Origin of the sequence: Allobosea sp. CS1GBMeth4, assembly GCF_900185715.1 — a bacterium.
Classification (GTDB): Bacteria; Pseudomonadota; Alphaproteobacteria; order Rhizobiales; family Beijerinckiaceae; genus Allobosea.
The window spans coordinates 271,742-294,140 of sequence record NZ_FYAS01000025.1 but is presented as its reverse complement, the minus strand read 5'-3'; the positions used below and the strand labels follow the sequence as shown (position 1 = coordinate 294,140).

The 22,399-nt window shown below is 68.8% G+C and carries 23 protein-coding genes; 14 read left to right on the top strand and 9 right to left on the bottom strand.

Going from position 1 to position 22,399, the window contains the following annotated elements:
* The first annotated feature begins 114 nt into the window (after nucleotides 1–114).
* The 8 genes from petA (at nucleotide 115) to CS1GBM4_RS15155 (ending at nucleotide 7,964) form a co-directional block, all read left to right on the top strand.
* Entirely contained in the window at nucleotides 115–666 is a 552-nt protein-coding gene (petA, locus tag CS1GBM4_RS15190) for a ubiquinol-cytochrome c reductase iron-sulfur subunit (RefSeq protein WP_280177721.1), read from the top strand.
* A 62-nt stretch (nucleotides 667–728) separates the two neighbouring features.
* A complete protein-coding gene (locus CS1GBM4_RS15185; RefSeq protein ID WP_186419565.1) occupies nucleotides 729–2,000 on the top strand; it encodes a cytochrome b/b6 in 1,272 nt (423 codons plus the stop codon).
* A gap of 8 nt (nucleotides 2,001–2,008) precedes the next feature.
* Nucleotides 2,009–2,884 carry a cytochrome c1 gene (locus CS1GBM4_RS15180; protein WP_186419564.1) on the top strand — a complete coding sequence of 292 codons (876 nt, stop codon included), beginning with the start codon at nucleotides 2,009–2,011 and terminating at the stop codon, nucleotides 2,882–2,884.
* Between the two features lie 314 nt (nucleotides 2,885–3,198).
* A complete protein-coding gene (locus tag CS1GBM4_RS15175) occupies nucleotides 3,199–4,080 on the top strand; it encodes an S-methyl-5'-thioadenosine phosphorylase (RefSeq protein WP_186419563.1) in 882 nt (293 codons plus the stop codon).
* A 223-nt stretch (nucleotides 4,081–4,303) separates the two neighbouring features.
* Nucleotides 4,304–4,849, top strand: coding sequence for an adenine phosphoribosyltransferase (locus CS1GBM4_RS15170; protein WP_186419562.1), 546 nt, complete (start codon nucleotides 4,304–4,306; stop codon nucleotides 4,847–4,849).
* Nucleotides 4,850–4,853: 4 nt separating this feature from the next.
* Nucleotides 4,854–5,963, top strand: coding sequence for an S-methyl-5-thioribose-1-phosphate isomerase (gene mtnA / locus CS1GBM4_RS15165; RefSeq protein WP_186419561.1), 1,110 nt, complete (start codon nucleotides 4,854–4,856; stop codon nucleotides 5,961–5,963).
* Complete coding sequence (locus tag CS1GBM4_RS15160; protein WP_186419560.1) at nucleotides 5,960–6,604, top strand: class II aldolase/adducin family protein; 645 nt, start codon at nucleotides 5,960–5,962, stop codon at nucleotides 6,602–6,604. The genes mtnA and CS1GBM4_RS15160 overlap by 4 nt, the downstream gene beginning before the upstream one ends.
* A 52-nt stretch (nucleotides 6,605–6,656) precedes the next feature.
* Nucleotides 6,657–7,964: a diguanylate cyclase gene (locus CS1GBM4_RS15155; protein ID WP_186419559.1), complete on the top strand. Its 1,308-nt coding sequence runs from the start codon at nucleotides 6,657–6,659 to the stop codon at nucleotides 7,962–7,964.
* Here CS1GBM4_RS15155 and CS1GBM4_RS15150 read toward each other — a convergent pair whose 3' ends face one another.
* The 9 genes from CS1GBM4_RS15150 to CS1GBM4_RS15110 form a co-directional block, all read right to left on the bottom strand.
* Complete coding sequence (locus CS1GBM4_RS15150; RefSeq protein WP_186419558.1) at nucleotides 7,965–8,975, bottom strand: MaoC family dehydratase; 1,011 nt, start codon at nucleotides 8,973–8,975, stop codon at nucleotides 7,965–7,967. It lies immediately after the preceding gene.
* A 125-nt stretch (nucleotides 8,976–9,100) separates the two neighbouring features.
* A complete protein-coding gene (gene ychF / locus CS1GBM4_RS15145) occupies nucleotides 9,101–10,198 on the bottom strand; it encodes a redox-regulated ATPase YchF (RefSeq protein ID WP_186419557.1) in 1,098 nt (365 codons plus the stop codon).
* A gap of 67 nt (nucleotides 10,199–10,265) precedes the next feature.
* The gene (pth, locus tag CS1GBM4_RS15140; RefSeq protein ID WP_186419556.1) at nucleotides 10,266–10,880 is read right to left on the bottom strand and encodes an aminoacyl-tRNA hydrolase; all 615 of its coding nucleotides are present in this window, start codon (nucleotides 10,878–10,880) and stop codon (nucleotides 10,266–10,268) included.
* Between the two features lie 244 nt (nucleotides 10,881–11,124).
* On the bottom strand, nucleotides 11,125–11,742 hold the full coding sequence (locus tag CS1GBM4_RS15135) for a 50S ribosomal protein L25/general stress protein Ctc (protein WP_186419555.1): 618 nt from the start codon (nucleotides 11,740–11,742) through the stop codon (nucleotides 11,125–11,127).
* Nucleotides 11,743–11,880: 138 nt separating this feature from the next.
* Nucleotides 11,881–13,737, bottom strand: coding sequence for an EAL domain-containing protein (locus CS1GBM4_RS15130; protein WP_280177720.1), 1,857 nt, complete (start codon nucleotides 13,735–13,737; stop codon nucleotides 11,881–11,883).
* A 91-nt stretch (nucleotides 13,738–13,828) separates the two neighbouring features.
* On the bottom strand, nucleotides 13,829–14,392 hold the full coding sequence (locus CS1GBM4_RS15125; RefSeq protein ID WP_186419553.1) for a VUT family protein: 564 nt from the start codon (nucleotides 14,390–14,392) through the stop codon (nucleotides 13,829–13,831).
* On the bottom strand, nucleotides 14,382–15,116 hold the full coding sequence (gene queC / locus CS1GBM4_RS15120; protein ID WP_186419552.1) for a 7-cyano-7-deazaguanine synthase QueC: 735 nt from the start codon (nucleotides 15,114–15,116) through the stop codon (nucleotides 14,382–14,384). The genes CS1GBM4_RS15125 and queC overlap by 11 nt, the downstream gene beginning before the upstream one ends.
* 12 nt (nucleotides 15,117–15,128) lie before the next feature.
* Nucleotides 15,129–16,073, bottom strand: a complete 945-nt coding sequence (locus CS1GBM4_RS15115) for a ribose-phosphate pyrophosphokinase (RefSeq protein WP_186419551.1) — start codon at nucleotides 16,071–16,073, stop codon at nucleotides 15,129–15,131.
* A 251-nt stretch (nucleotides 16,074–16,324) separates the two neighbouring features.
* Nucleotides 16,325–16,864 (bottom strand): hypothetical protein, encoded by a 540-nt coding sequence (locus CS1GBM4_RS15110; protein ID WP_186419550.1) that lies wholly within the window; start codon nucleotides 16,862–16,864, stop codon nucleotides 16,325–16,327.
* Between the two features lie 282 nt (nucleotides 16,865–17,146).
* Here CS1GBM4_RS15110 and CS1GBM4_RS15105 point away from each other — a divergent pair, with 282 nt between their 5' ends.
* The 6 genes from CS1GBM4_RS15105 to CS1GBM4_RS15080 all read left to right on the top strand — a co-directional run bounded on the left by CS1GBM4_RS15105 (nucleotide 17,147) and on the right by CS1GBM4_RS15080 (nucleotide 22,398).
* Nucleotides 17,147–17,425 carry an accessory factor UbiK family protein gene (locus tag CS1GBM4_RS15105; protein WP_186419549.1) on the top strand — a complete coding sequence of 93 codons (279 nt, stop codon included), beginning with the start codon at nucleotides 17,147–17,149 and terminating at the stop codon, nucleotides 17,423–17,425.
* 325 nt (nucleotides 17,426–17,750) lie between these two features.
* On the top strand, nucleotides 17,751–18,257 hold the full coding sequence (locus tag CS1GBM4_RS15100) for a YbjN domain-containing protein (RefSeq protein ID WP_186419548.1): 507 nt from the start codon (nucleotides 17,751–17,753) through the stop codon (nucleotides 18,255–18,257).
* An 83-nt stretch (nucleotides 18,258–18,340) separates the two neighbouring features.
* Nucleotides 18,341–19,156, top strand: a complete 816-nt coding sequence (proC, locus tag CS1GBM4_RS15095; protein WP_186419547.1) for a pyrroline-5-carboxylate reductase — start codon at nucleotides 18,341–18,343, stop codon at nucleotides 19,154–19,156.
* A 68-nt stretch (nucleotides 19,157–19,224) separates the two neighbouring features.
* Nucleotides 19,225–19,953: a TetR/AcrR family transcriptional regulator gene (locus tag CS1GBM4_RS15090; protein WP_186419546.1), complete on the top strand. Its 729-nt coding sequence runs from the start codon at nucleotides 19,225–19,227 to the stop codon at nucleotides 19,951–19,953.
* 112 nt (nucleotides 19,954–20,065) lie between these two features.
* Nucleotides 20,066–22,042, top strand: coding sequence for a methyl-accepting chemotaxis protein (locus CS1GBM4_RS15085; protein WP_186419545.1), 1,977 nt, complete (start codon nucleotides 20,066–20,068; stop codon nucleotides 22,040–22,042).
* The gene (locus tag CS1GBM4_RS15080) at nucleotides 22,039–22,398 is read left to right on the top strand and encodes a tRNA-binding protein (RefSeq protein ID WP_186419544.1); all 360 of its coding nucleotides are present in this window, start codon (nucleotides 22,039–22,041) and stop codon (nucleotides 22,396–22,398) included. The genes CS1GBM4_RS15085 and CS1GBM4_RS15080 overlap by 4 nt, the downstream gene beginning before the upstream one ends.
* The last annotated feature ends 1 nt before the right edge of the window (nucleotide 22,399 follow it).

Sequence of the window (22,399 nt, the reverse complement as noted above, 5' to 3'; positions counted from 1 at the left end):
AAAGAGCGCGGCAGGCGACGCGCCGCCGGAAGGCGGTTCCACGCCCGCGTCCCCGTCAGGGCGCGTGATTGTGTTTCAGCCGGCCAGGCCGGCAGCCGAGCAGGGAACTGGATCGTGGCGCACGCGACCGATACGACTGGCACCGAACCCACCCGCCGCGACTTTCTGATGCTGACCACCGGCGCCTTCGGCGCCGTCGGCGCCGCGGCCGTCGTGATCCCGCTGATCGGCCAGCTGGCGCCGGACGCGCAGACCGTCGCCGCCGGCGCGCCGATCGACCTCGACCTCGCCCCGATCGCGGAAGGCCAGGCGATCAAGCTGTTCTGGCGCGGCAAGCTGATCTTCGTACGTCATCGCTCCAAGAAGGAGATCGACGAGGCCAAGGCCGTCAACGTCGCGACGCTGCGCGATCCGCAGAGCGACGAGCAGCGCACCAAGGCCGGGCACGAGCAGTATCTCGTCGTCTACGGCAGCTGCACCCATCTCGGCTGCGTGCCGCTCGGCAGCTCGCCGGGCGAGCCGAAGGGCGAGTTCGACGGCTGGTTCTGCCCGTGCCACGGCTCGCACTACGATTCCTCCGGCCGCATCCGCAAGGGTCCCGCGCCGCTGAACCTGCCGGTGCCGCCCTATGCGTTCACCGCGGACACCAAGATCAAGATCGGCTGAGCCTCTCTGGAAGCAGGCGAAGACGGCATCGGGCGGATTTGAGAGAGCTTGAGGCGAGCAGCATGAGCGGTCACAGCACCTACCAACCGAAGACGGGGATCGAGCGCTGGCTCGATGCGCGCCTGCCGATCGTGCGGCTGATGCACGATGCGGGCGTTTCCTACCCGGTGCCGCGCAATCTCAACCTGCTGTGGACCTTCGGCGGCATCCTCGTGTTCATGCTGGTGGCGCAAATCATCACCGGCGTGATCCTGGCGATGCACTACACGCCGAACGCCAACATGGCGTTCAACTCCGTCGAGCACATCATGCGCGACGTGAACTTCGGCTGGCTGCTGCGCTATCTGCACTCCAACGGCGCCTCGATGTTCTTCGTCGCCGTCTACGTCCACATCTTCCGCGGCCTCTACTACGGCTCGTACAAGGCGCCGCGCGAGGTGCTGTGGATCCTCGGCGTGATCATCTTCCTGCTGATGATGGCAACCGCCTTCATGGGCTACGTTTTGCCCTGGGGCCAGATGTCCTTCTGGGGCGCGACCGTCATCACCAACCTGTTCTCGGCGCTGCCGGTGATCGGCGAGACGATCGTCACCTTCCTGTGGGGCGGCTACTCGGTCGACAACCCGACGCTGAACCGCTTCTTCTCGCTGCACTTCCTGCTGCCGTTCATGATCGCGGGCGTCGTCGTGCTGCACATCTGGGCGCTGCACCATGTCGGCCAGAACAATCCGACCGGCGTCGAGGTGAAGGACGTGCGCAAGGATACCGTGCCGTTCACGCCTTATGCGACGATCAAGGACCTGTTCGGCATGGTCCTGTTCATGCTGGTCTTCGCCTGGTTCGTGTTCTACCAGCCGAACTTCATGGGCCATGCCGACAACTACATCCCGGCCAATCCTGCGGCGACGCCCGCCCACATCGTGCCGGAATGGTATTTCCTGCCCTTCTACGCGATCCTGCGCGCCATTCCCGACAAGCTCGGCGGCGTCCTCGCCATGGGCGGCGCGATCGTGATCCTCGCCTTCCTGCCGTGGATCGACACCTCCAAGGTCAAGTCGATGACCTACCGGCCGATCGCGCGCCAGTTCTTCTGGATGTTCGTGCTGGTCTGCATCGGGCTCGGCTATCTCGGCGCCATGCCCGCGGACGAGCCCTATGTCACCATCTCGCGCATCCTGACGGTGCTGTATTTCGGCTTCTTCGTGGCGCTGGCGCTGATCGGCATCTTCGAACGGCCGGCCCAGCTGCCGACCTCCATCGCCGACTCGGTGCTCGGCGGCTCGGGCGCGCGCCTCGCCCACGCCACCGCTTCGGAACCGCAGGCCAAGGGCTGAACGAGACCATGACCAAGATGTCCCTCCGCCTGTCGCTCGCCGGCCTCGCCGCAGGCCTCGCGCTCGCCGTCGGCCCGGCCTTCGCGGCCGGCGACGTGGTCAAGCCGCCGGCGCAGAGCTGGTCCTTCTCCGGGCCGTTCGGCAAGTTCGACCAGGCCCAGCTCCAGCGCGGCTTCAAGGTCGTCAAGGAAGTCTGCGCCAACTGTCATGCGATGAGCCTGATCCGGTTCCGCAACCTGGCGCAGCCGGGCGGGCCGGGCTTCACGACCTCGCAGGTCGAGGCGCTGGCGCAGACCTACCAGATCAAGGACGGGCCGAACGATTCGGGCGAGATGTTCGAGCGCCCCGGCCGCCCGGCCGACGCCTTCCCGTCGCCGTTCCCGAACGAGCAGGCGGCGCGCGCGGCCAATGGCGGCGCCTATCCGCCGGACATGTCGGTGCTGGCCAAGGCGCGCACCTATGAGCGCGGCTTCCCGAAGTTCGTCTTCGACATCTTCACCCAGTACCAGGAGCAGGGGCCGGACTACATCACCGCGCTGCTGACCGGCTACGCCGAGCCGCCGCAGGGCTTCCCGCCGCTGCTGCCGGGGCAGAACTACAACACCTACATGCCGGGTCACCTGATCGCGATGCCGAAGCCGCTGAACGACGGCCAGGTCGAGTATCCGAAGGGGCCGGACGGCAAGTCGCCGGTGCCGGAGACCGTCGAGCAGTATGCCAAGGACGTCTCCGCCTTCCTGGTGTGGATGGCCGAGCCGCATCTCGAGGCGCGCAAGCGCATGGGCCTGCAGGTGATGATCTTCCTCGCTCTCTTCGCCGGCCTGCTCTACTTCACCAAGAAGAAGATCTGGTCGCGCCTGCCCGACCACGCCTCGGCGCACTGAGCGGCACGTGAGTTCGAGAGGGGCCCCGGAAACGGGGCCCTTTTTCGTTCGTGCGCGGAACTCTCCCGTCTTTCCGGGGCTGGCCGAGCGCCTGAGCCCGGAACCCGTGAACACTGCCTTTGCCGAACACAGCACGGCGACTACTGCGCCTTCAGGGGCGATCGTCGTGTGCCTGGGTTCCGGGCTCGCCGCGCGGCGCCCGAGAATGACGATATGGTTCCACGGCCCGGGACGACAGCGTTCGATCGCGTGCGCTGCCGTGTTACGGCTGTCACGAATCGCGATCCTTATCCGGCAATCATCGGAGACCCGACATGGCTGAAGCGGTTCTGGGCATCATCGGCGGCTCCGGCATTTACGACCTGCCGGGGCTCGCCGATTTGCGCGAGGAGCGGATCGAGAGCCCCTGGGGCGAGCCCTCCGACGTGCTCAGGATCGGGCGGATGGGAGAGACGAAGATCGTCTTCCTGCCGCGCCACGGCCGCGGCCATGCGATCCCGCCCGACGCGATCAACTACCGCGCCAATATCGACGTGCTGAAGCGCGCCGGGGTGACCGACCTCGTCTCGCTCTCGGCCTGCGGCTCCTACAAGTCCGAGCTCTATCCCGGCCTGTTCGTCCTGGTCGACCAGTTCGTCGACCGCACGGCCGGACGCGCCGGCTCCTTCTTCGGCAGGGGCTGCGTCGCGCATGTCTCGGTGGCGCATCCGGTGGGTCCCGCCTTGCAGGAGCGCATCGCGGCCGCGGCAGTCGCGGAGGATCTGCCATTCGTTCGCGGCGGCACGCTCGTCACCATGGAGGGCCCGCAATTCTCGACGCTGGCTGAATCGCTGACCTATAAGAACCTCGGCTACGACCTGATCGGCATGACAGCGATGCCGGAGGCCAAGCTCGCGCGCGAGGCCGAGATCACCTATGCCACCGTCGCCATGGTGACCGACTATGACTGCTGGCACGAGGAGCATGGCCCGGTCGACGTCGCCGCGGTCGTCGCCGTGCTGCACGCCAATGCCGACAAGGCGCGCCGGCTGGTGGCGCGGCTCGCCGCCGACTTCCCGCGCGAGCGCGAGCCTTGCCCAGCGGGCTCGCACAACGCCCTCGACTTCGCCATCGTCACCGCGCCGGAATTTCGCAATCCGGAGCTCGTGGCGAAGCTCGACGCGGTGGCCGGGCGGGTGCTGAAGATGCAGGGCTGAGCGGATCTCCCCGGCATTCCGGGGCAGGCCGACAGGCCTGAGCCCGGAACCCATGAACACCGATTTTCCATATAGGTCATAGCGATCGCCGCCTCTTCATGGGTGGCTGTCGTGTTCATGGGTTCCGGGCTCGGCGCTTCGCGCCGCCCCGGAATGACGATGTGGTTCCGTGCGCCGAGCGCTTGCGCTAAGACGGGCCGCCACAGCCTATGGACGTTTCGCGATGGACCGCAGCGCGCTCGCCGATCTGAAGAATGCGATCCGGACGATCCCCGATCATCCGGCGCCGGGAATCCAGTTCCGCGACATCACCACACTGCTCGGCGACGCGCGCGCCTTCCGCCGCGCGGTCGACGAGCTGGTGCAGCCCTTCGCCGGGCTGAAGATCGCCAAGATCGCCGGCATCGAGGCGCGCGGCTTCATCCTCGGCGGCGCGGTGGCGCACCAGCTCTCGGCCGGCTTCGTGCCGGTGCGCAAGAAGGGCAAGCTGCCGCACGCGACCGTCGCCATGCCCTATTCGCTCGAATACGGCTCCGACGAGATCGAGGTGCACAAGGATGCGGTCTCGCCGGGCGAGCGCGTCCTGCTGGTCGACGATCTCGTCGCCACCGGCGGTACGGCCGAGGCGGCGGTGAAGCTGCTCTCGCAGCTCGGGGCCGAGGTCGTCGCCGCCTGCTTCATCGTCGACCTGCCCGATCTCGGCGGCGCCGACAGGATCAGGCGGCTCGGCGTGCCGGTGCGCACGCTCGTCGCCTTCGCCGGGCATTGAGGCGATGAGGATCGGCGGGCGCCATTACCGGACGATCTGGCTCGACGCGGATGGCTGGGGCGTCGTCGTCATCGACCAGACGCGGCTGCCCTTCCACTTCGAGACGGTGAGGCTGGCGACCGCGGATGAGGCGGCGGATGCGATCCGCCGGATGACGGTACGCGGCGCGCCGCTGATCGGCGCGACGGCGGCGTATGGCGTGGCGCTGGCGCTGCGGGCCGACGCCTCCGACGCCGCCCTGGAGCAGGCGCTGGCGCTGCTGGGTGCCACCCGCCCGACGGCGGTCAACCTGCACTGGGCGCTGGCGCGGATGCGCAGGCGCCTGGCCGATCTGCCGCAGGCCCGGCGGGTCGCGGCGGCCTATGCCGAGGCGGGCGCGATCTGCGACGAGGATGTCGCGCTCTGCCGCGCCATCGGCGAGCACGGCCTCGGCCTGATCCGCGAGATCGCGGCGCGCAAGCCAGCGGGGCAGCCGGTCAACATCCTCACCCATTGCAATGCCGGCTGGCTCGCCACCGTCGACTGGGGCACGGCGCTGGCGCCGATCTACCTGGCGCATGATGCCGGCATCCCGGTCCATGTCCTCGTCGACGAGACGCGGCCGCGCAACCAGGGCGCGGCGTTGACGGCTTACGAGCTCGGCAGCCATGGCGTGCCGCATGCCGTGATCGTCGACAATGCCGGCGGCCATCTGATGCAGCACGGCGCGGTCGACATGGTGATCGTCGGCACCGACCGCACCACCGCGACGGGCGACGTCGCCAACAAGATCGGCACCTATCTCAAGGCGCTGGCAGCGAAGGACAACGGCGTGCCGTTCTATGTGGCGCTGCCCTCGCCGACGATCGACTGGACGCTTCGGGACGGGCTGGCCGAGATCCCGATCGAGGAGCGCGGCGAGCGCGAGGTCACGCATCTGTTCGGCCAGGGCGAGGACGGCCGCACCGGCTTCTTCCAGGTCGCGGCGCCCGGCAGCAAGGCGCGCAACCCGGCCTTCGACGTCACGCCGGCGCGGCTCGTCACCGCGCTGATCACCGAGCGCGGCATCGCGCCGGCGAGCGCCGAGGGGCTGGCGAAACTCTTCCCCGAACGGTCGAGCGGTATGGCGGCATGAGCGAGTTGAGACTGCGTGAAGAGATCGTCGCCGTCGCGCAGGCGATCGACAAGGCCGGCTTCTGCCCGTCGAAGTCAGGCAATGTCTCGGCGAGGTTCGGCGACGGGCTGCTGATCACGCCGTCGGGACTGCCCTATGCGCAAACGAAGGCCGAGGACCTGATCCATCTCGCGCTCGACGGGACGGTGCTGAGCGGCAGCCGCAAGCCGTCGTCCGAATGGCCGTTCCATGTCGCCATCTACAAGGCGCGGCCGGACGCGCAGGCGATCGTCCACACGCATTCGCCGCGCGCCACGGCGCTCTCCTGCGCGCGGCGCGGGATCCCGGCCTTCCACTACATGATCGCTCTCTGCGGCGGCGCCGATGTGCGCTGCGCCGACTACGCCACCTTCGGTTCCCCCGAGCTGGCGGCGAACGCGGTCGCGGCGCTGGCGGGCCGCAAGGCGGTGCTGCTCGCCAATCACGGCGTGATCGCGCTCGGTGCGACGCTCGCGGGCGCCCACACGATCGCGGCCGAGGTCGAGAATCTCGCGGGGCAGTATCTCGACCTGCTCGCCAGCGGGCTTGAGCCCGTCATTCTGGACGCAGCCGAGATGGAGCGGGTCTCGGCGAAGTTCGCCGGTTACGGAAAGGTCGGCTGATCTTGGAAACCGATCTCACCGGTTGTTAACGGCTCTCCGGCATGACCTAAGGATGAAGCTCTCGCGCTATCTGCTCGATTCGCTGGACGCCCTCGGTATCGGCGCTTGCGAATACGATGCGCAGATGCGGACCCTGTGCTGGAACCGGACCTTCCTGCAGTTCTTCCCCGAGGACGACGGCGAGATCTATGTCGGCGAACCCTATGCCGACAATCTGCTGCGCTTCTATCGCCACCGTCTCCCGCCAGAGGACATGCCCGAGATCGCACGCCATGTGGCGGAAGGCGTGGCGCGGCACGAGAACCAGACCCAGCCCTTCGAATTCATCCACAACGGCCGCAAGCTGCGGGCGTTCTCGCTGCCGTCCCCGGATGGCGGGCGCGTGCGCCTGTGGCAGCGGCAGGAGTTCGAGAGCGACGCGGACGCCGCTGCCGAGCCGGCGCTGCCGGTGATGGATGCGTTGCGCTTCATTCCGGACGGCGCGACGATCCTCGATGCGAAGGAGCGGGTGATCGCCGCCAACAACGCCTTCCGGCGGCTCTACGATCTGCCGAGCGGCACTCCGGTCGTCGGCCGTACTCTGGACGAGATCATCAGCTGGTGCTGGCGCGGGGCGCCGCCGGCCGGCGCCTGGCGCGCGGCGATCAGCAACGGACTGCGCTATGACGGCGTGCCCTTCGAGATCGAATTGCCGGGTCAGCGCTGGCTCAGGCTGATCGCCCGGCACAGCACGGGCGGCCTCAGCTTCTTCACGCATGCGGACATCACCCTCGCAAAGCGTCAGCAGATCGAGCTGCTCGAAGCCCAGGAGGCGCTGCGGCGCGCCAATGCGGCCCTGGCGGAACTCGCCGAGACGGACGGGCTGACCGGACTCGCCAATCGCCGCCGCTTCGTCGCAGGCCTTGCGGAGGAGGCGGCGCGCCGGCAGCCGCTGACGCTGATGATGATCGACGTCGACCACTTCAAGACGATCAACGATCGCTTCGGCCATCTCGTCGGGGACGGCTGCCTCAAGACCATCGCCGATGTCGTCGCCGCCCAGGCGGCGCCTGCCTCGGCGCTGGTAGCCCGGATCGGGGGCGAGGAGTTCGGCATCCTGCTCGCCGGCGTTCAGGTCGGGGTTGCCGACGAGATGGCCGCCGCCATCCGCCGGGCCCTGGCCCTGGTGCCGTGGCGCACGCTCCATGCCGACCTCACCGGCGTGACCGTATCGATCGGGATCTGCGCCGCGGAGGGACCGGTGGACGATACCGGGCTCTATGCCAGCGCCGACGCAGCGCTCTATGCCGCCAAGCGCAATGGCCGCGATCGCATCGAGAGGGCGGACCCGCCGCCGGCGATCCGGCGCATCGCCGGCTGATCAGCTGCGGCGCTCGATGAAGACGCAGCCATCGAAGCTCAGCACCGTCTCGCCCTTCTGGTTGACGCCGGTGTTGTGGTGGAAGAACAGGCCCCATTCGGGCCGCGAGAAGCTCGGGCGCTTGTCGGCGACGGCCGAGTAGTAGGTGATGCGGTCGCCGGCATAGACCGGCTTCAGCCAGCGCAGGTTCTTGAAGCCGGGCGAGGGACCGAGCCGCGGCGCGGCGCCGGGCGCGAGCGCCGCCTCCTGGCGTCGCCGGTGGCTGACCATCGCCGCCATCCAGCCGGCGGCCGTGTGCCAGCCCGAGGCGCAGAGGCCGCCGAAGGAGCTCCTGCGCGCGGCCTCCTCGTCCATGTGGAAAGGCTGCGGGTCGAAGGAGCGGGCGAAGGCGACGATCTCCTCCGGCGTGAAGACGAGGCTGCCGAGCTCATGGGTCTGCCCGATGACGAGGTCCTCGAAGAAGCGGGCAGGGGCCGTCTGCCCGGCGGGGGGCTCGACCGCGGAGGCCGCCAGCGGCGGCTCATAGGCGGCCTCGTGCTTCAGCCAGTCGCCGCGCGCCGCCTCGAAGCCGGAACCGCGACGGCCGAACATCACCCAGTTGTTCTGCTCGACCACCGGCTCGCCGCGCTGGTTCAGCAGTTCGAAGCGGAATTTCACCAGCCCCATTTCCGGGCGGGAGCGCGATTCCTTGGTCTCCAGCACGCTCCAGCGCAGGCCGAGCACATCGCCGGGCCGTACCGGGCGCAGCCATTTCACCTCCTCGACGCCCGGCGAGCCCATCGAGGTGGAGTCGAGGAGGAAGGCCTCCGCCACCAGCCGCATCAGCAGGGCGCAGCTGTGCCAGCCGGAGGCTATCAGCGAACCGACGAAGCTGGCCTTCGCCTTGTCCGGATCGATGTGGAAGTCCTGCGCGTCGAAGCGGCTCGCATAGGCGACGATGTCGCTCTGCGGCACGGCGATCGAGCCGTAGTCCGAGACGGAGCCGGTGGCGAAGTCCTCGAAGTAGAGCATCGGTCCCATCTCGTTGCCCGGGTCCGCATTCTGCTCGCCGGCTTCCGCGCGATCGAGCCGAAAACGCGCACAGTCCGGAAGCCGCCGGCGCAGGACCGGAGCGTGTCCGCTCCGGTGCCGCGGGCTCAGTTGGCGAAGCGGAAATGCAGCACGTCGCCATCGGCGACGACATAGTCCTTGCCCTCGAGCCGGAACTTGCCGGCCTCGCGCGCGCCGCTCTCGCCCTTGTGCGCGACGTAGTCGTCGAAGGCGATGGTCTCGGCGCGGATGTAGCCCTTCTCGAAATCGCTATGGATCACGCCGGCGGCCTGCGGCCCCTTGGTGCCCTTCTCGATGGTCCAGGCGCGGGCCTCCTTGGGCCCGACCGTGAAATAGGTCACGAGGTTGAGCAGGGCATAGCCGGCGCGGATCACGCGGTTGAGGCCGGGCTCGGCGAGGCCGACGGCTTCCAGATAGTCCCTCTGGTCGGCAGCCGGCAGCACGGCGATCTCGCTCTCGATCTTGGCCGAGACGACGACGGCGACCGCGCCCTCCTGCGCGGCCCGCGCCTTGACCTGGTCGGAGAAGGCGTTGCCCTTGTCGGCGCTGGCCTCCTCGACATTGCAGACATAGAGGACGGGCTTCGACGAGAGCAGGCCGAGCATCTCGAAGGCGCGGCGCTCCTCGGCGGCGAGCTGGACGAGGCGGGCGGGCTTGCCCTCGCGCAGCAGCACGAGGCAGCGGTTCATCAGGTCGACCGCCTCCTTGGCTTCCTTGTCGCCCGACTTGGCCTTCTTCTCCAGCGGCAGGACGCGCTTTTCCAGGCTTTCGAGATCGGCGAGCATCAGCTCGGTCTCGATCGTCTCGATGTCGGCGATCGGCGCGATCTTGCCCTCGACATGGGTGATGTCGCTATCCTCGAAGCAGCGCACGACATGGGCGATCGCGTCGCATTCGCGAATATTGGCGAGGAATTGGTTGCCGAGGCCCTCGCCCTTCGACGCGCCGCGGACGAGGCCGGCGATGTCGACGAAGGTCAGCCGCGTCGGGATGATCTCCTTCGAGCCGGCGATCGCGGCGAGCTGCTCCAGCCGCTCGTCCGGCACCGCGACGTCGCCGACATTCGGCTCGATCGTGCAGAAGGGATAGTTGGCCGCCTGGGCGGCCGCCGTTTGCGTCAGCGCGTTGAACAGGGTCGACTTGCCGACATTCGGCAGGCCGACGATTCCGCATTTGAAGCCCATGGTGGTCTTTCGTTCTCGAAGGTTGATCGGCAGATAGCCCGGCCCTCGCCGTGCGACAATCCCGTGATCAATCGGTCGCCTTCTCGCCGAGGCGCTTCACGGCGCCGTGGCCGCGCGCCTCCATGAACAGGTGCACCTTGTTCTGGAAGCCGGCATCGTCATGGCCGGCGAGCAGCCCGGCATTGTCGGCGCAGGCGGTGCACAGGTCCTCGACCCAGGGCTCCTCGGCCTTGCCGAAATCGTTCAGCACATAGGCGTGGACCAGAGCCTTGTCGCCGGGATGGCCGATGCCCATCCGCACCCGGCGGTAATCGTTGCCGATCGCGGCGGTGGTCGAGCGCAGGCCGTTATGGCCGGCATTGCCGCCGCCGAGCTTCACCCGCAGCTTGGCCGGCGGCAGGTCGAGCTCGTCATGGAAGACGATCACGTCGGCCGGGGCGACCTTGAAGAAGCGTGCCGCCTCGCCGATCGAGCGGCCCGACTCGTTCATATAGGTCTGCGGCAGCAGCAGCAGCGCCTTCTCGCCGCCGATCACGGCCTCGCAGGCCTGGCCCTGGAAACGGCCCCGCCAAGGCGCGGCGCGCACGGCGCGCGCGATCGCCGCCACCGCCATGAAGCCGATATTGTGGCGATTGCGGGCATAGCGGGGGCCTGGATTGCCGAGTCCGGCGAAGATCAGCATCGTTCGATATCCGCGCAATCACGCTGCATTCGGGCAACGTGATCGATTCCAGCAGTTTAGAGCCTGATTCGATCAGATTGACTCAATCCGATCGGTGAAGCCGTCTCTCGCTTTTTGCTTAGAGCCCGTTCCGATCAGCTTGCGGTGCAAGCTGATCGGAACGGGCTCCGGAGCATATCCTCAAAGCAAAACGGCCGGGCATGCCCGGCCGTCCCTTGGCTTCGCCGAGCGGCGAAGGACAGGCTCAGGCCTTGGCGGCTTCGCCTTCGGCCTCGCCGGCCGCAGGCTCCTCGGCCTCGACCGTCGGCGGCACGATGGTGACGAGAGTCAGGTCCTCGCGGGCGGTCATGGTCACGCCGGCGGGCAGCTTGACGGCCGTGCTGTGCAGCGTGTCGCCGACCTCGAGACCGGCGACCGAGACCTCGATGAATTCGGGGATGCTCTCGGGAGCGACTTCGATCTCGACCGAATGCTCGACGATCTGCAGCGTGCCGCCATTCTTCAGGCCGGGCGACTGATCCTGGCCGACGACGTGAACGGGAACCTCGACCTTGATGGTCTGGCCGGCGGCGACACGCAGGAAGTCGACGTGGATCGGGAAGTCCTTGACCGGGTCGAGCTGGTAGTCGCGCGGAATGACGCGCGTCTTCTTGCCGTCGACCTCGATCTCGAACAGCGTGGTCAGGAAGTGGCCCGCATAGATCATCAGGCGGGTCTTGTTGGCATCGAGCGCGATGGCCTGGGGCGCTTCGCCGCCGCCGTAGATGACGGCGGGCGTGAGGCCTTGGCGACGAACTTCCCGGGCGGCCCCCTTGCCGACCTGGGCGCGCGCCGAAGCCTGGATCTGCTTCATGGCGGTCATGTGTATGGTCCTTAGCTCTTAAAAGACATGGCCGCCTGCCGGCGGCCAGTGTGATCCGCGCCCCTGCCTCCAAGGGTGTCAGTGGAGCGCGGCCAAGCTCATAGGCGAAACCGCCGGCAATCTCAAGTCCGCGGCCGGTCAGGCTGCCGTGGCGGCCGGGCGCGGCATTGCGAGCGGAACCGAGCGGGCGAAGCTGCCGACGAAGGCGGCGACGGTCTCCGCCGGCATCGGCCTGGAATAGTGATAGCCCTGGCCGAGGCGGCACCCCATTGCCATCAGGCGGCGCGCCTGGCTCTCGTTCTCGATGCCCTCGGCGACGATCCGCATGCCCAGCCGGCTGGCGATGCCGATCAGCGCCTCGACGATGGCGCCGTTCTTGGCGCAGTCCTCGAGCCCGGCGATGAAGGAGCGGTCGATCTTGATCGTGTCCACCGGGAAATCGAGCAGATGGGTGAGCGATGCGAAGCCGGTGCCGAAATCGTCGAGTGCGAACAGGATGCCGCGCTCGCGCAGCGCCGCCATGGTGCGGGCGATGCCGTCGCGCCGGCCGCCCATGATGACCTGTTCGGTGATCTCGACGACGAGATGCTCGAGCGGCACCTGCGCCCGCTCGAAGGCCCTGACGATGCGCGGGGCGAGGTCGCCCTTGTGGAAGTCGGCGGAGGACACGTTGAGGCCGACATAGGGGATCGGCGTGCCCTCGCGCAGCCATTGCGCCATGTCGGCGGCGACAGCCGCCAGCATCTGGCTGGAAATGCGATAGCCGAGCTTGGGATCGAGCAGCGCGTCCTGGAACTCGCCGGCCGCCACGACGCGGCCGTCGTCGAGGCGCAGCCGCGCCAGGGCCTCCACGCCGACGACCTCCCTGCTGTCGAGCCGCAGGATCGGCTGATAATAGGGAACGAGGCGCCCGGCGCCGAGCGCGTCGTCCACCGTCCGGATCGTCTGGATGCGACGTGTCATCGAGGTGCGCAGGCCGCCCTTGAAGCGGACATAGCCGCCGCGCCGGGTCTCCTTGGCGTGGTAGAGCGCGAAATCGGCGTTCTGACGCAAGGTCACGCTGTCGGCGCCGTCTTGCCCGGCGAGGACGGCCCCGATGGTCACGCTGGGGACGAGGGTCGTTCCCTCGCAATCGACAGGAGCGTTCATCGCGGCGAGAATGCTGCCGGCCATGGCGCGCAGCCGCATCGCCCTGTCGCAGCCGGGGAGCAGGACGGCGAACTCGTCGCCGCCGATCCTGAACGCCGCGCCGTCCGGAACCGCGGCGGCCAGGCGCGAGCCGACGGTCTCGATCAGCCGGTCGCCGACGGCGTGACCCATGGTGTCGTTGACCGCCTTGAGGTGGTCGATGTCGATCAGCATCAGCCCGAAGCGGGAGGCGGGGCGGCTGGTCGCCTGGGCGATCGCCTCGTTGAAGCGGGCGCGGTTCGGCAGGCCGGTCAGCGTGTCGAAATAGGCGAGGCGATGGCTGCGCGCGGTCACCTCCTCATGCTCGATCGCGATGGCGCACAGATGCACGCAGGTCTCGACGATGCGGCGCTCGAGCGGCGTCGCGCCGCGCATCTCGCGATAGTAGAAGGCGAAGCTGCCGACGACGCGGCCGTCTCCGGCCGCAATGGGGCTGGACCAGCAGGCCCGCAGGCCGAGCGGCAGCGCGAGCTCGCGATAGCCCTCCCAATAGGGATCGCTCGCGATATCGGTCACCTCGACCGGCTCCTTGCAATAGATCGCCGTGCCGCAGGAGCCGACGCGGGGGCCGATGGGGATCCCGTCGATGGCCTCGCCATAGGCGCGCGGCAGGCTCGGCGCCGCCAGCGGCCGCAGCCTGAAGTCGCCATCGACGGCGACGACGGAGCAGACCACGCCTGGGGCGAGTGCCTCGACACGCTCGCACAGGGAGGTCATGACCGCCGCCAGAGTCTCCCCGCGCGCGATCGATTCCAGGATTGCGTTTTGCAGGGCCTGCAGACGCTCGATGGAATCCTGACGGTGCATAGCGGCACTCTGTGGGCGAAGACGTGCCATTATGCCCGTGGGACGTGAAGCCGCGGTTGCGGGCTTGGGTCGAATTGTCGGCTTTCGATTCTCAGGCCGGTGACAGGCCGATCCGCTCGTCGCGCCGCCGCAGCAGATGCATCAGCGGCAGCGCCAGCAGCACCATCCAGGCCTTGCCGATGATCTGGCCCGAGAGGAAGTCCAGGCTGCCGAAGGCGAGCCAGAGGAAGACGATGCTGTCGACGACGAGGCCCAGAATGCTGGACGCCGCCACGGCCGCGACGAAGTTGCGGCGCTGGAGCGGGGTATAGACAGCGAAGTCGGCGAGCTCGGAGAGCAGGAAGGCCGCGGTCGAGGCCAGCACGATGGCCGGCGGCGCCAGCAGCGCGGAGATCAGCGCGCCGATCGCGATCGCGCCGAGGCCGGCCATGGCGCCGAGCCGGCGCTGGACGATGTCGCGCAGGACCAGCGCGAGCCCGACCATCAGCACGCCGCTCGGTGCCTTGATTCCGGGCGCGACCGGCACGAGGCAGGGCCCGTCCGGCACGCAGACCGTGCCGACATGACCGATCAGCCAGTTGGCGAGCGGGATGGTGAGAGTAAAGAGAGTGAGGGCGACGTAGCCCTCGATCTGGCGCTGCCGATCAATCGTCATGGTTCGGTCCGCTGTCGTCCGGCGAGGCCTCATAGGCCGCAAAGCCCCTGGCCCGCAAGTCGCAGGCCGGGCAATGGCCGCAGCCATAGCCCCAGGGATGCCGTCTGGTTCGATCGCCGAGATAGCAGCTATGGCTCTCCTCGACCACCAGCTCGAGCAGGGCGTCGCCGCCGAGGGCGCGCGCCAGGGCGAAGGTCTGGGCCTTGTCGCGCCACATCAGCGGCGTGTGCAGCACGAGCCTGCGGTCGAGTCCGAGGCCGAGTGCGACCTGCATCGCCTTGATCGTGTCGTCGCGGCAGTCGGGATAGCCGGAATAGTCGGTCTCGCAGACGCCGAGGACGATGTGCCTGGCATGGCGGCGATAGGCGAGCGCCGCCGCGAAGGTCAGGAAGATCAGGTTTCGGCCGGGGACGAAGGTGGTCGGCAGGCCCGTCTCGGCGAAGGCGATCTCGCTCTCGCTGGTCAGCGCGGTGTCGGAGATCGCGCCGAGCGTCCTCAGGTCGAGCAGGTGGTCCGGGCCGAGGCGTTGCGCATAGACCGGCGACAGCCCTGGCAATCTGGCCCGGATCGTCTCGCGGCAGGCCAGCTCGATGCGATGGCGCTGGCCGTAGTCGAAGCCGACGGTCTCGACGGTCTCGAAGCGCGCGAGCGCCCAGGCCAGCGCGACGGTGGAATCCTGGCCGCCGGAGAAGAGGACGAGGGCGCGGTTCGGACCGGCCGTCATCGGGCCGCTCCGTCAGTCGAACAGGCTGGAGACGCTCGACTCGCTCGCCGTGCGCTCGATCGCCTCGCCCATCAGGCCGGCGATGGAGATGACGCGGATGTTGCGCGCCACCTTCACGGCCTCGGTCGGCATGATTGAATCGGTGATCACCAGCTCCTTGAGCTTGGAGGAGGCGATGCGCGCCACCGCGCCGCCGGAGAGCACGCCATGGGTGATGTAGGCGTAGACTTCCTTGGCGCCCTGTTCGAGCAGGGCCTCGGCGGCATTCACCAGCGTGCCGCCGGAATCGACGATGTCGTCGAGCAGGATGCAGGAGCGGCCCTCGACCGAGCCGATGATGTTCATCACCTCCGACTCGCCGGGCCGGTCGCGGCGCTTGTCGACGATGGCGAGCGGCGCATCGATGCGCTTGGCGAGCGCGCGGGCCCGGACGACGCCGCCGACATCGGGCGAGACGACCATGGCGTTCCTCCATTCGAGCCGGTCCTTGATGTCGCGCGCCATCAGCGGGGCGCCGAACAGGTTGTCGGTCGGGATGTCGAAGAAGCCCTGGATCTGGCCGGCGTGCAGGTCGAGCGTCAGCACGCGGTCGACGCCGGCATGGGTGATCAGGTTGGCGACGAGCTTGGCCGAGATCGGGGTGCGGCCGGAGGCGCGCCGGTCCTGCCGCGCATAGCCGAAATAGGGGATCACCGCCGTGATGCGGCGCGCCGAGGAGCGGCGCAGCGCGTCGACGATGATCAGCAGCTCCATCAAATGGTCGTTGGTCGGGAAGGAGGTCGACTGGATGACGAAGACGTCCTGGCCGCGGACGTTCTCCTGAATCTCGACGAAGATCTCCATGTCGGCGAAGCGGCGGACCTGGGCCCGGGCGAGCGGTACGTCGAGGTGGTTGCAGATGGCTTCGGCGAGCGGGCGGTTGGAGTTGCCGGCGACGACTTTGAAGGAGGAGGCCATGCCGGCTGCACCCGAAACACAGATAAAGGCAAGCCGCCCAAGCGGGGCGGCTCAGTTTCGAACGGCTCATAACAGCGTGATGACGCCGAGTCGACCGAGCAGGCGCGGCGTCCCCATGCAAATGCTGCACTGCACCCGAAGGCGCCACACGTTCCGCGGGAAGCCGGAAGGAGGCTCTCGTCGGAGCCGCTCCGTCATTCCCGCTCCACCTCGGGCTCTCCCTCGCGACGAGGGCGCGTGCCCTGCGACGCTCAGCGCTTCTTGTCCGGCTCGGCCTGGGCGGTGCGCGTCCTGGTCCTGGCCTCGGGCTTCGGTTCGGGCGCCGGCGCCGTCGTGAGGAAGCTCGCGATCGCGTCGGCCGATTCGGAGGCGGCCTTGGCGACGATCGTCTGGTCGATGCCGGCCCAGGGATCGGAGCCGCCGCCGCGCCGGCCGAGGCTCTCGCCCTGGACGCGCTGGGCGCGCTTCTTGCTCTCGTCATAGACGTCCCAGACGAAGGCCAGGGCGGTCTGGCCGTCCTCGGTCGGCTGGGCGGTGAGATAGCCGCGCACGCGGAAGCGGGCAGGCTTGTCGCCCGGCACGATCTCCATCTTCCGCTCCGCGGCGGCTTCGCCGAGCAGGCCGGCGAAATGCGCCGTCACCTGGTCGGGCGCGCCGGAGATGCTCTGGACCGAGACCGGCACGCCGGGGGCGTCGACCTTCGGCCGCGCGGCGGTGGTGGTTTCCTGGCAGCCTGCGAACGCAAGCGCAGCGATCGGCCCCAGAACGAGGCCGTAAGAACGAACCGACATGACGCCTCCCGCCCGCTTGTTTGGGCTCGGATTGCTCGAGCCCGTCCGGATCGGCCTGCATGTGCAAGGCGATCGGCGGTCTCGGTCTTCGAGCGGGAGGCGGCTTCGTCGAATCCGGCTCCCGGTCTTCCCTGCGGCGTTCGTTTTAGGCGCAACGATCCGTCAGGTCCAGATAGGTCAGGGCGAGGCCGAAACGGGCTTGCCGCGCCCGGCGATTGCACTGCGGCCGCTCCTTCGCCATATCACGGTCAAGGCGCATGGGGCGCCCGCCGGAGAGCTCCGATGGTCAGCACGTCCAACCGCATCCTCGACGACATCGCCCGGCTGGCGACCGATGCGGCCGGCGCGGCGCAGGGCGTGCGCCGCGAGGTCGAGACGGTGATCAAGACCCAGATCGAGCGGCTGCTGCGCGATCTCGACGTGGTGACGCGCGAGGAATTCGAGGCGGTGCGCGAAATGGCGCTGCTGGCGCGCGAGGAGAACGACAGGCTCGCGGCCCGGCTGGCCGCGCTCGAGGCCGGGTCCGAGGCGAAGCCCGAGGGCAAGACGACCGGGCCGTGAGCCGGAGCGTTCCCGCTGTGGACAGTCCCCCAGGGGGATTGAGGCCGGCGTCGAATCCGCCGAGCCTGCGTTGCGTATCGGGTGCCGAAGGGTTCCGTCAGGACCGCGCAGGTTCTGTTAGGGCTCCGGACTCGCCTGAGCTATCGTCGATGAAGAGAGGTGATTCGTCGGTGGGTCCCGTCCGGGGCCGGCCGGTGAAGCGGAGAGTGCGCAGGCGCTCTCCTGGTCGGGTTGTGTGCCTTACGCTTTTCCAGTCGCCGTGTTCCCGTTCTCGAACAGGCCGTGCCTGACATCAGTGTCGGTGGACGGCTGTTGGACCCTGGGCATGATGGACCTTGATCTGGATACCGAAACCGAACGCCCCTCGAACCCTCTCGATCTCGTCGAACGCCTCGCCTCGCTGAACGATTGGAGCTTCGATCGCGACAGCGACGACGAGCTCTCCGTCTCGGTCACCGGCGGCTGGGCCGATTACCATGTCGCGATCACCTGGCTCTCGGAAGTCGAGTCGCTCCACATCGCCTGCGCCTTCGATCTGAGGGTGCCGGATCGGCGGCGCAGCGAGGTCATGAATCTCGTCAGCCTGGTCAACGAGCAGCTCTGGCTCGGGCATTTCGACCTGTGGAGCCGCGAGAACGTGGTGATGTACCGCCACGCCCTGCTGCTCTCCGGCGGCGCGGAGCCGACCGAGGAACAGGCCGCGGGCCTGATCAAGGCGGCGATCGACGCCTGCGAGCGCTATTACCAGGCCTTCCAGTTCGTGGTCTGGGCCGGCAAGAACGCTCGCGAGGCGCTCGAAGGCGCGCTGCTGGAGACGGTCGGCGAAGCGTGAGCGCCGGTGGCGCCCGGGCTTGACCCGGGCCGCGCTTGGCGGTTCAGGTCCGTGCGCAACCGCGCACCGACCGGAGAGACGCCATGGCCAGCCCGCTTCCGCAAACGCTCACCCTCGTCGGTGCCGGCAAGATGGGCGGCGCCATGCTCGAAGGCTGGCTCCGCATCGGCGTGAAGGGCGGGGGGATCACGCTGATCGATCCGCATGTCTCGGATGCGATGCTGGCGCTCGCCGCCGCCGAGGGCATGTCGGTCAACCCGGCCGCCCCGACCCCGGCCGAGGTGGTGGTGCTGGCGACCAAGCCGCAGATGCTCGACACGGCCGCGCCCTCCGTCCAGGCGCTGATCGGGCCGAAGACCCTGCTGATCTCGATTCTCGCCGGCAAGACGCTCGGCGATCTCTCCGCCCGCCTGCCCAGTGCCGGCGCGATCGTCCGCGCCATGCCGAACCTGCCCGCCTCGGTCGGGCGCGGCGTCACCGCCGCGGCGGCGGGGGAGGGCGTCGGCGAGGCGCAGCGGCAGCTGGCCGACGCATTGCTCGCCGGCGTCGGCAGGGTCGAATGGCTGTCCGACGAGGGGCTGATCGATGCGGTCACGGCCGTTTCGGGCTCGGGCCCGGCCTATGTCTTCCACGTGGTCGAATGCCTCGCCGCCGCCGGCACCGCCGCCGGCCTGCCGGCCGAGCTCGCCGAGCGGCTGGCGCGCGCCACGGTGGAAGGCGCCGGCGAGATGCTGTTCCAGTCGCCGCTGCCGCCGGCGACGCTGCGCCAGAACGTGACCTCGCCGGGCGGCACGACCGCCGCCGCGCTGGAGGTGCTGATGGCGGAGAACGGCCTGGCGCCGCTGATGCGGCGAGCCGTCGCGGCCGCCAAACGCCGCGCCGAGGAACTCTCCGGCTGAAGCGCCCTTTCAAGCGGCCCGGCCACGCCTTAGCTTCTCTCCATCCGCTCGCGACAGGAGAGAAGCTGATGGCGCGCAAACCCGTTTCCCCCGAGGCCGAGAAGCCTGCGGCCAGGCCCGAGCCGCGGCGCGCCGTGGTCGACGCCCTGTTCCGCCTCGCCGCGACGCAGGGCTGGGACGAGATCGAGCTGCCGGCGATTGCCCGCGAAGCCGGGATCAGCCTCGCCGAGCTGCGCGGCCTCTTCCCTTCGAAGCTCGCGATTCTCGGCGGCCTCGGGCGCATCCTCGACGATGCGGTGCTCGCCGGCAGCTCCGACGATCTGCTCGACGAATCCTACAAGGAGCGTGTCTTCGACCTGGTGATGCGCCGGCTCGACGCGCTGGCGCCCTACAAGGCGGGGCTGAAGGCGCTGCTGCCGCATCTGCGACGCCAGCCGCTGGCGCTCGCCGCGCTCGGGCGCAATTCGCTGAACTCCTGGCGCTATCTGCTGTCCTCGGCCGGCATTCCGACGGAAGACGATCTCGGCTCCGTCCGCGTCCAGGGGGCGGCGCTGCTGATGGCCCGCGTGCTCGACACCTGGCTGGAGGATGACGAGCCGGACCTGTCGCGCACGATGGCGAGGCTCGACCGCGAGCTGAGGACGGCGGGGCGGATCATGGCGCGCGTCGAGGACGTCCACCGGCTGACGGCGCCGCTGCGCGGGCTCGCCCGCGCGCTCTGCTCGGGCGTCCGCCGGACGCCGCGACGGGAGCGCATGCCGGGAGAGGAGAGCGACGACTACGCGCCGGCGATCTGACCGCGGCGGCAGACCGCCGCAGGGGTCCGGATTGTGGCGGAATGGCGGCACTGTTAATCAGCCATTAGCGGCTTCTCCCGAATGTGAAGAATCACGTTCGGGAGGGGCGGCCATGTCACTGTTCAAGAAACTCGCGGAGCTGTCGATCGGCCGCTCCTTCGGCCTGGTCGCGATCCTGGCCGCGGCCATCGCCATCCTCAGCGTCGGCCTGACGCTCCGCCAGGCGCGCGTCGACATGATCGCGCTCAAGCGGGCCGAGATGAAGAATCTCGTCGAGGCCGCCGGCACGACGGTCAAGAGCTATCTGGCCCGGGCCGAGGCGGGCGAGCTCAAGGAGGACGAGGCCAAGAAGTTGGCGCTGGAGGCCATCGGCCATGCCCGTTTCGACAGCGGGAACTACTATTTCGTCGTCAACTACGACAACATCAGCGTCCTGCACGCCAACAAGAAGATCCAGTCGACGGATATGGGCGCGTTCAAGGACGCGGATGGCAAGCTCTTCGTCCAGGACATGGTCGCGCTGGTCAAGGCGCAGAACGAGGGCTTCATCGACTATGGCTGGCTGAAGGCCGGCGACAAGGAGCCCTCCCTCAAGATCGCCTATGTCGTCGGCATCCCGAAATGGCAGTGGGTGGTCGGCTCGGGGATGCACGTCCATGACGTCGATGCGGCGTTCTTCCGCACGATGACCGATGTCGCCAAGGTCCTCGTGCCGATCGGCCTCGCCATGCTCGCGCTCGTGATCTTCCTGAGCCGCCGCGCCTCCGCGATGCTGCGCGCGCTGGCGGGCACGATGAGCGAGCTCGCCTCGGGGCGTCTCGACACCACGATTTCGCATCAGGAGCGCCGGGACGAGGTCGGCAGCATGGCGCGCGCGCTCGTCGTCTTCCGCGATGCGGCGCTGACGAAGCAACAGGTCGAGGCCGAGAAGGCGCAGGCCGAGGCCGAGGCCGGCGAGCAGCGCCGGGCCGTCGATACGCAGCGCAACCTCAACGAGGCGCAGCGCGGCGAGGAGGCCAGGAAGCAGGCGATCGTCGTCGAGGCGCTCGGCGCCGGCATGGAGCGCCTGACCGAGGGCGACCTCACCTACCGGATCCAGGAGCCGTTCAGCGCCGAATACGTCAAGCTCAAGGACGATTTCAACGCGGCCATGGCGCATCTGGAAGAGACGATGCGGCAGATCGCGACCAATACCGAGAGCATGAAGGCCGGCGCCGGCGAGATCAGCCAGGCGGCCGACGATCTCGCCAGCCGCACCGAGCAGCAGGCCTCCTCGGTGGAGGAGACCGCGACCGCGCTCGACCAGCTGACCGCGACCGTGCGCCAGACCGCCGAAGGCGCGCGCCAGGCGAGCCATGCCACCACCCAGGTCAAGGCCGAGGCCGAGCAGTCCGGCGAGATCGTCCGCGACGCGGTCGCGGCGATGGGCGGCATCGAGAAATCGGCCGACGAGATTTCGCAGATCGTCGGCGTCATCGACGAGATCGCCTTCCAGACCAATCTGCTCGCGCTCAACGCCTCGGTCGAGGCGGCGCGCGCCGGCGATGCCGGCAAGGGCTTCGCCGTCGTCGCCTCGGAGGTCCGGGCGCTCGCCCAGCGCTCGGCCGAGGCGGCCAAGGAGATCAAGGGGCTGATCACCGCCTCCAGCGCCGAGGTCGAGAAGGGCGTCGCCCTGGTCGGCCAGACCGGCAGCGCGCTCGAGCGCATGTCGGGCGAGATCACCCGCGTGACCTCGCTCGTCGCCGAGATCGCCTCGGCCGCGCAGGAGCAGGCGACCGGGCTGCAGGAGGTCAATACCGCCGTCAACGAGATGGACCAGGCGACCCAGCAGAACGCCGCCATGGCCGAGCAGTCGACCGCCGCCTCGCAGGCGCTGGCGCAGGAGGCCGACAGGCTGGCGGGGCTGGTCGGGCGCTTCCGGCTCGGCGGCGACGTGGTTGCCTTGAAGGCGATGGCGGGCAAGATGGCGCGGGCTGCGGCGCCTGCGCCGCGCCCGGCGCGTGCCGCGGCGGCCGCGCCCGCCCCGAACCATGGCAGTGCCGCGCGCAAGGTCGCCAATGGTGGCGACAGCGGCTGGGAGGAATTTTGACCGAGGCTACACAGATTGCCGCGCAGATCGGCTTCGACGATTTCCTCAAGGTCGACATCCGTGTCGGCACCATCGTCGAGGCCGCTCCGTTTCCGGAGGCGCGCAAGCCGGCGATCAAGCTGGTGATCGATTTCGGCGGCACGATCGGCCGTAGGAAATCCTCGGCCCAGATCACGAAGCACTACCGGCCCGAGGAGCTCCCGGGCCGGCAGGTGCTGGCGGTGGTCAACTTCCCGCCGCGCCAGATCGGCAAGTTCATGTCCGAGGTGCTGACATTGGGCGTGCCGGATGCCGATAGCGAGGTCGTGCTGATCGGTCCTTCGCTCGACGTGCCGGATGGCGGACGCCTGTACTGAG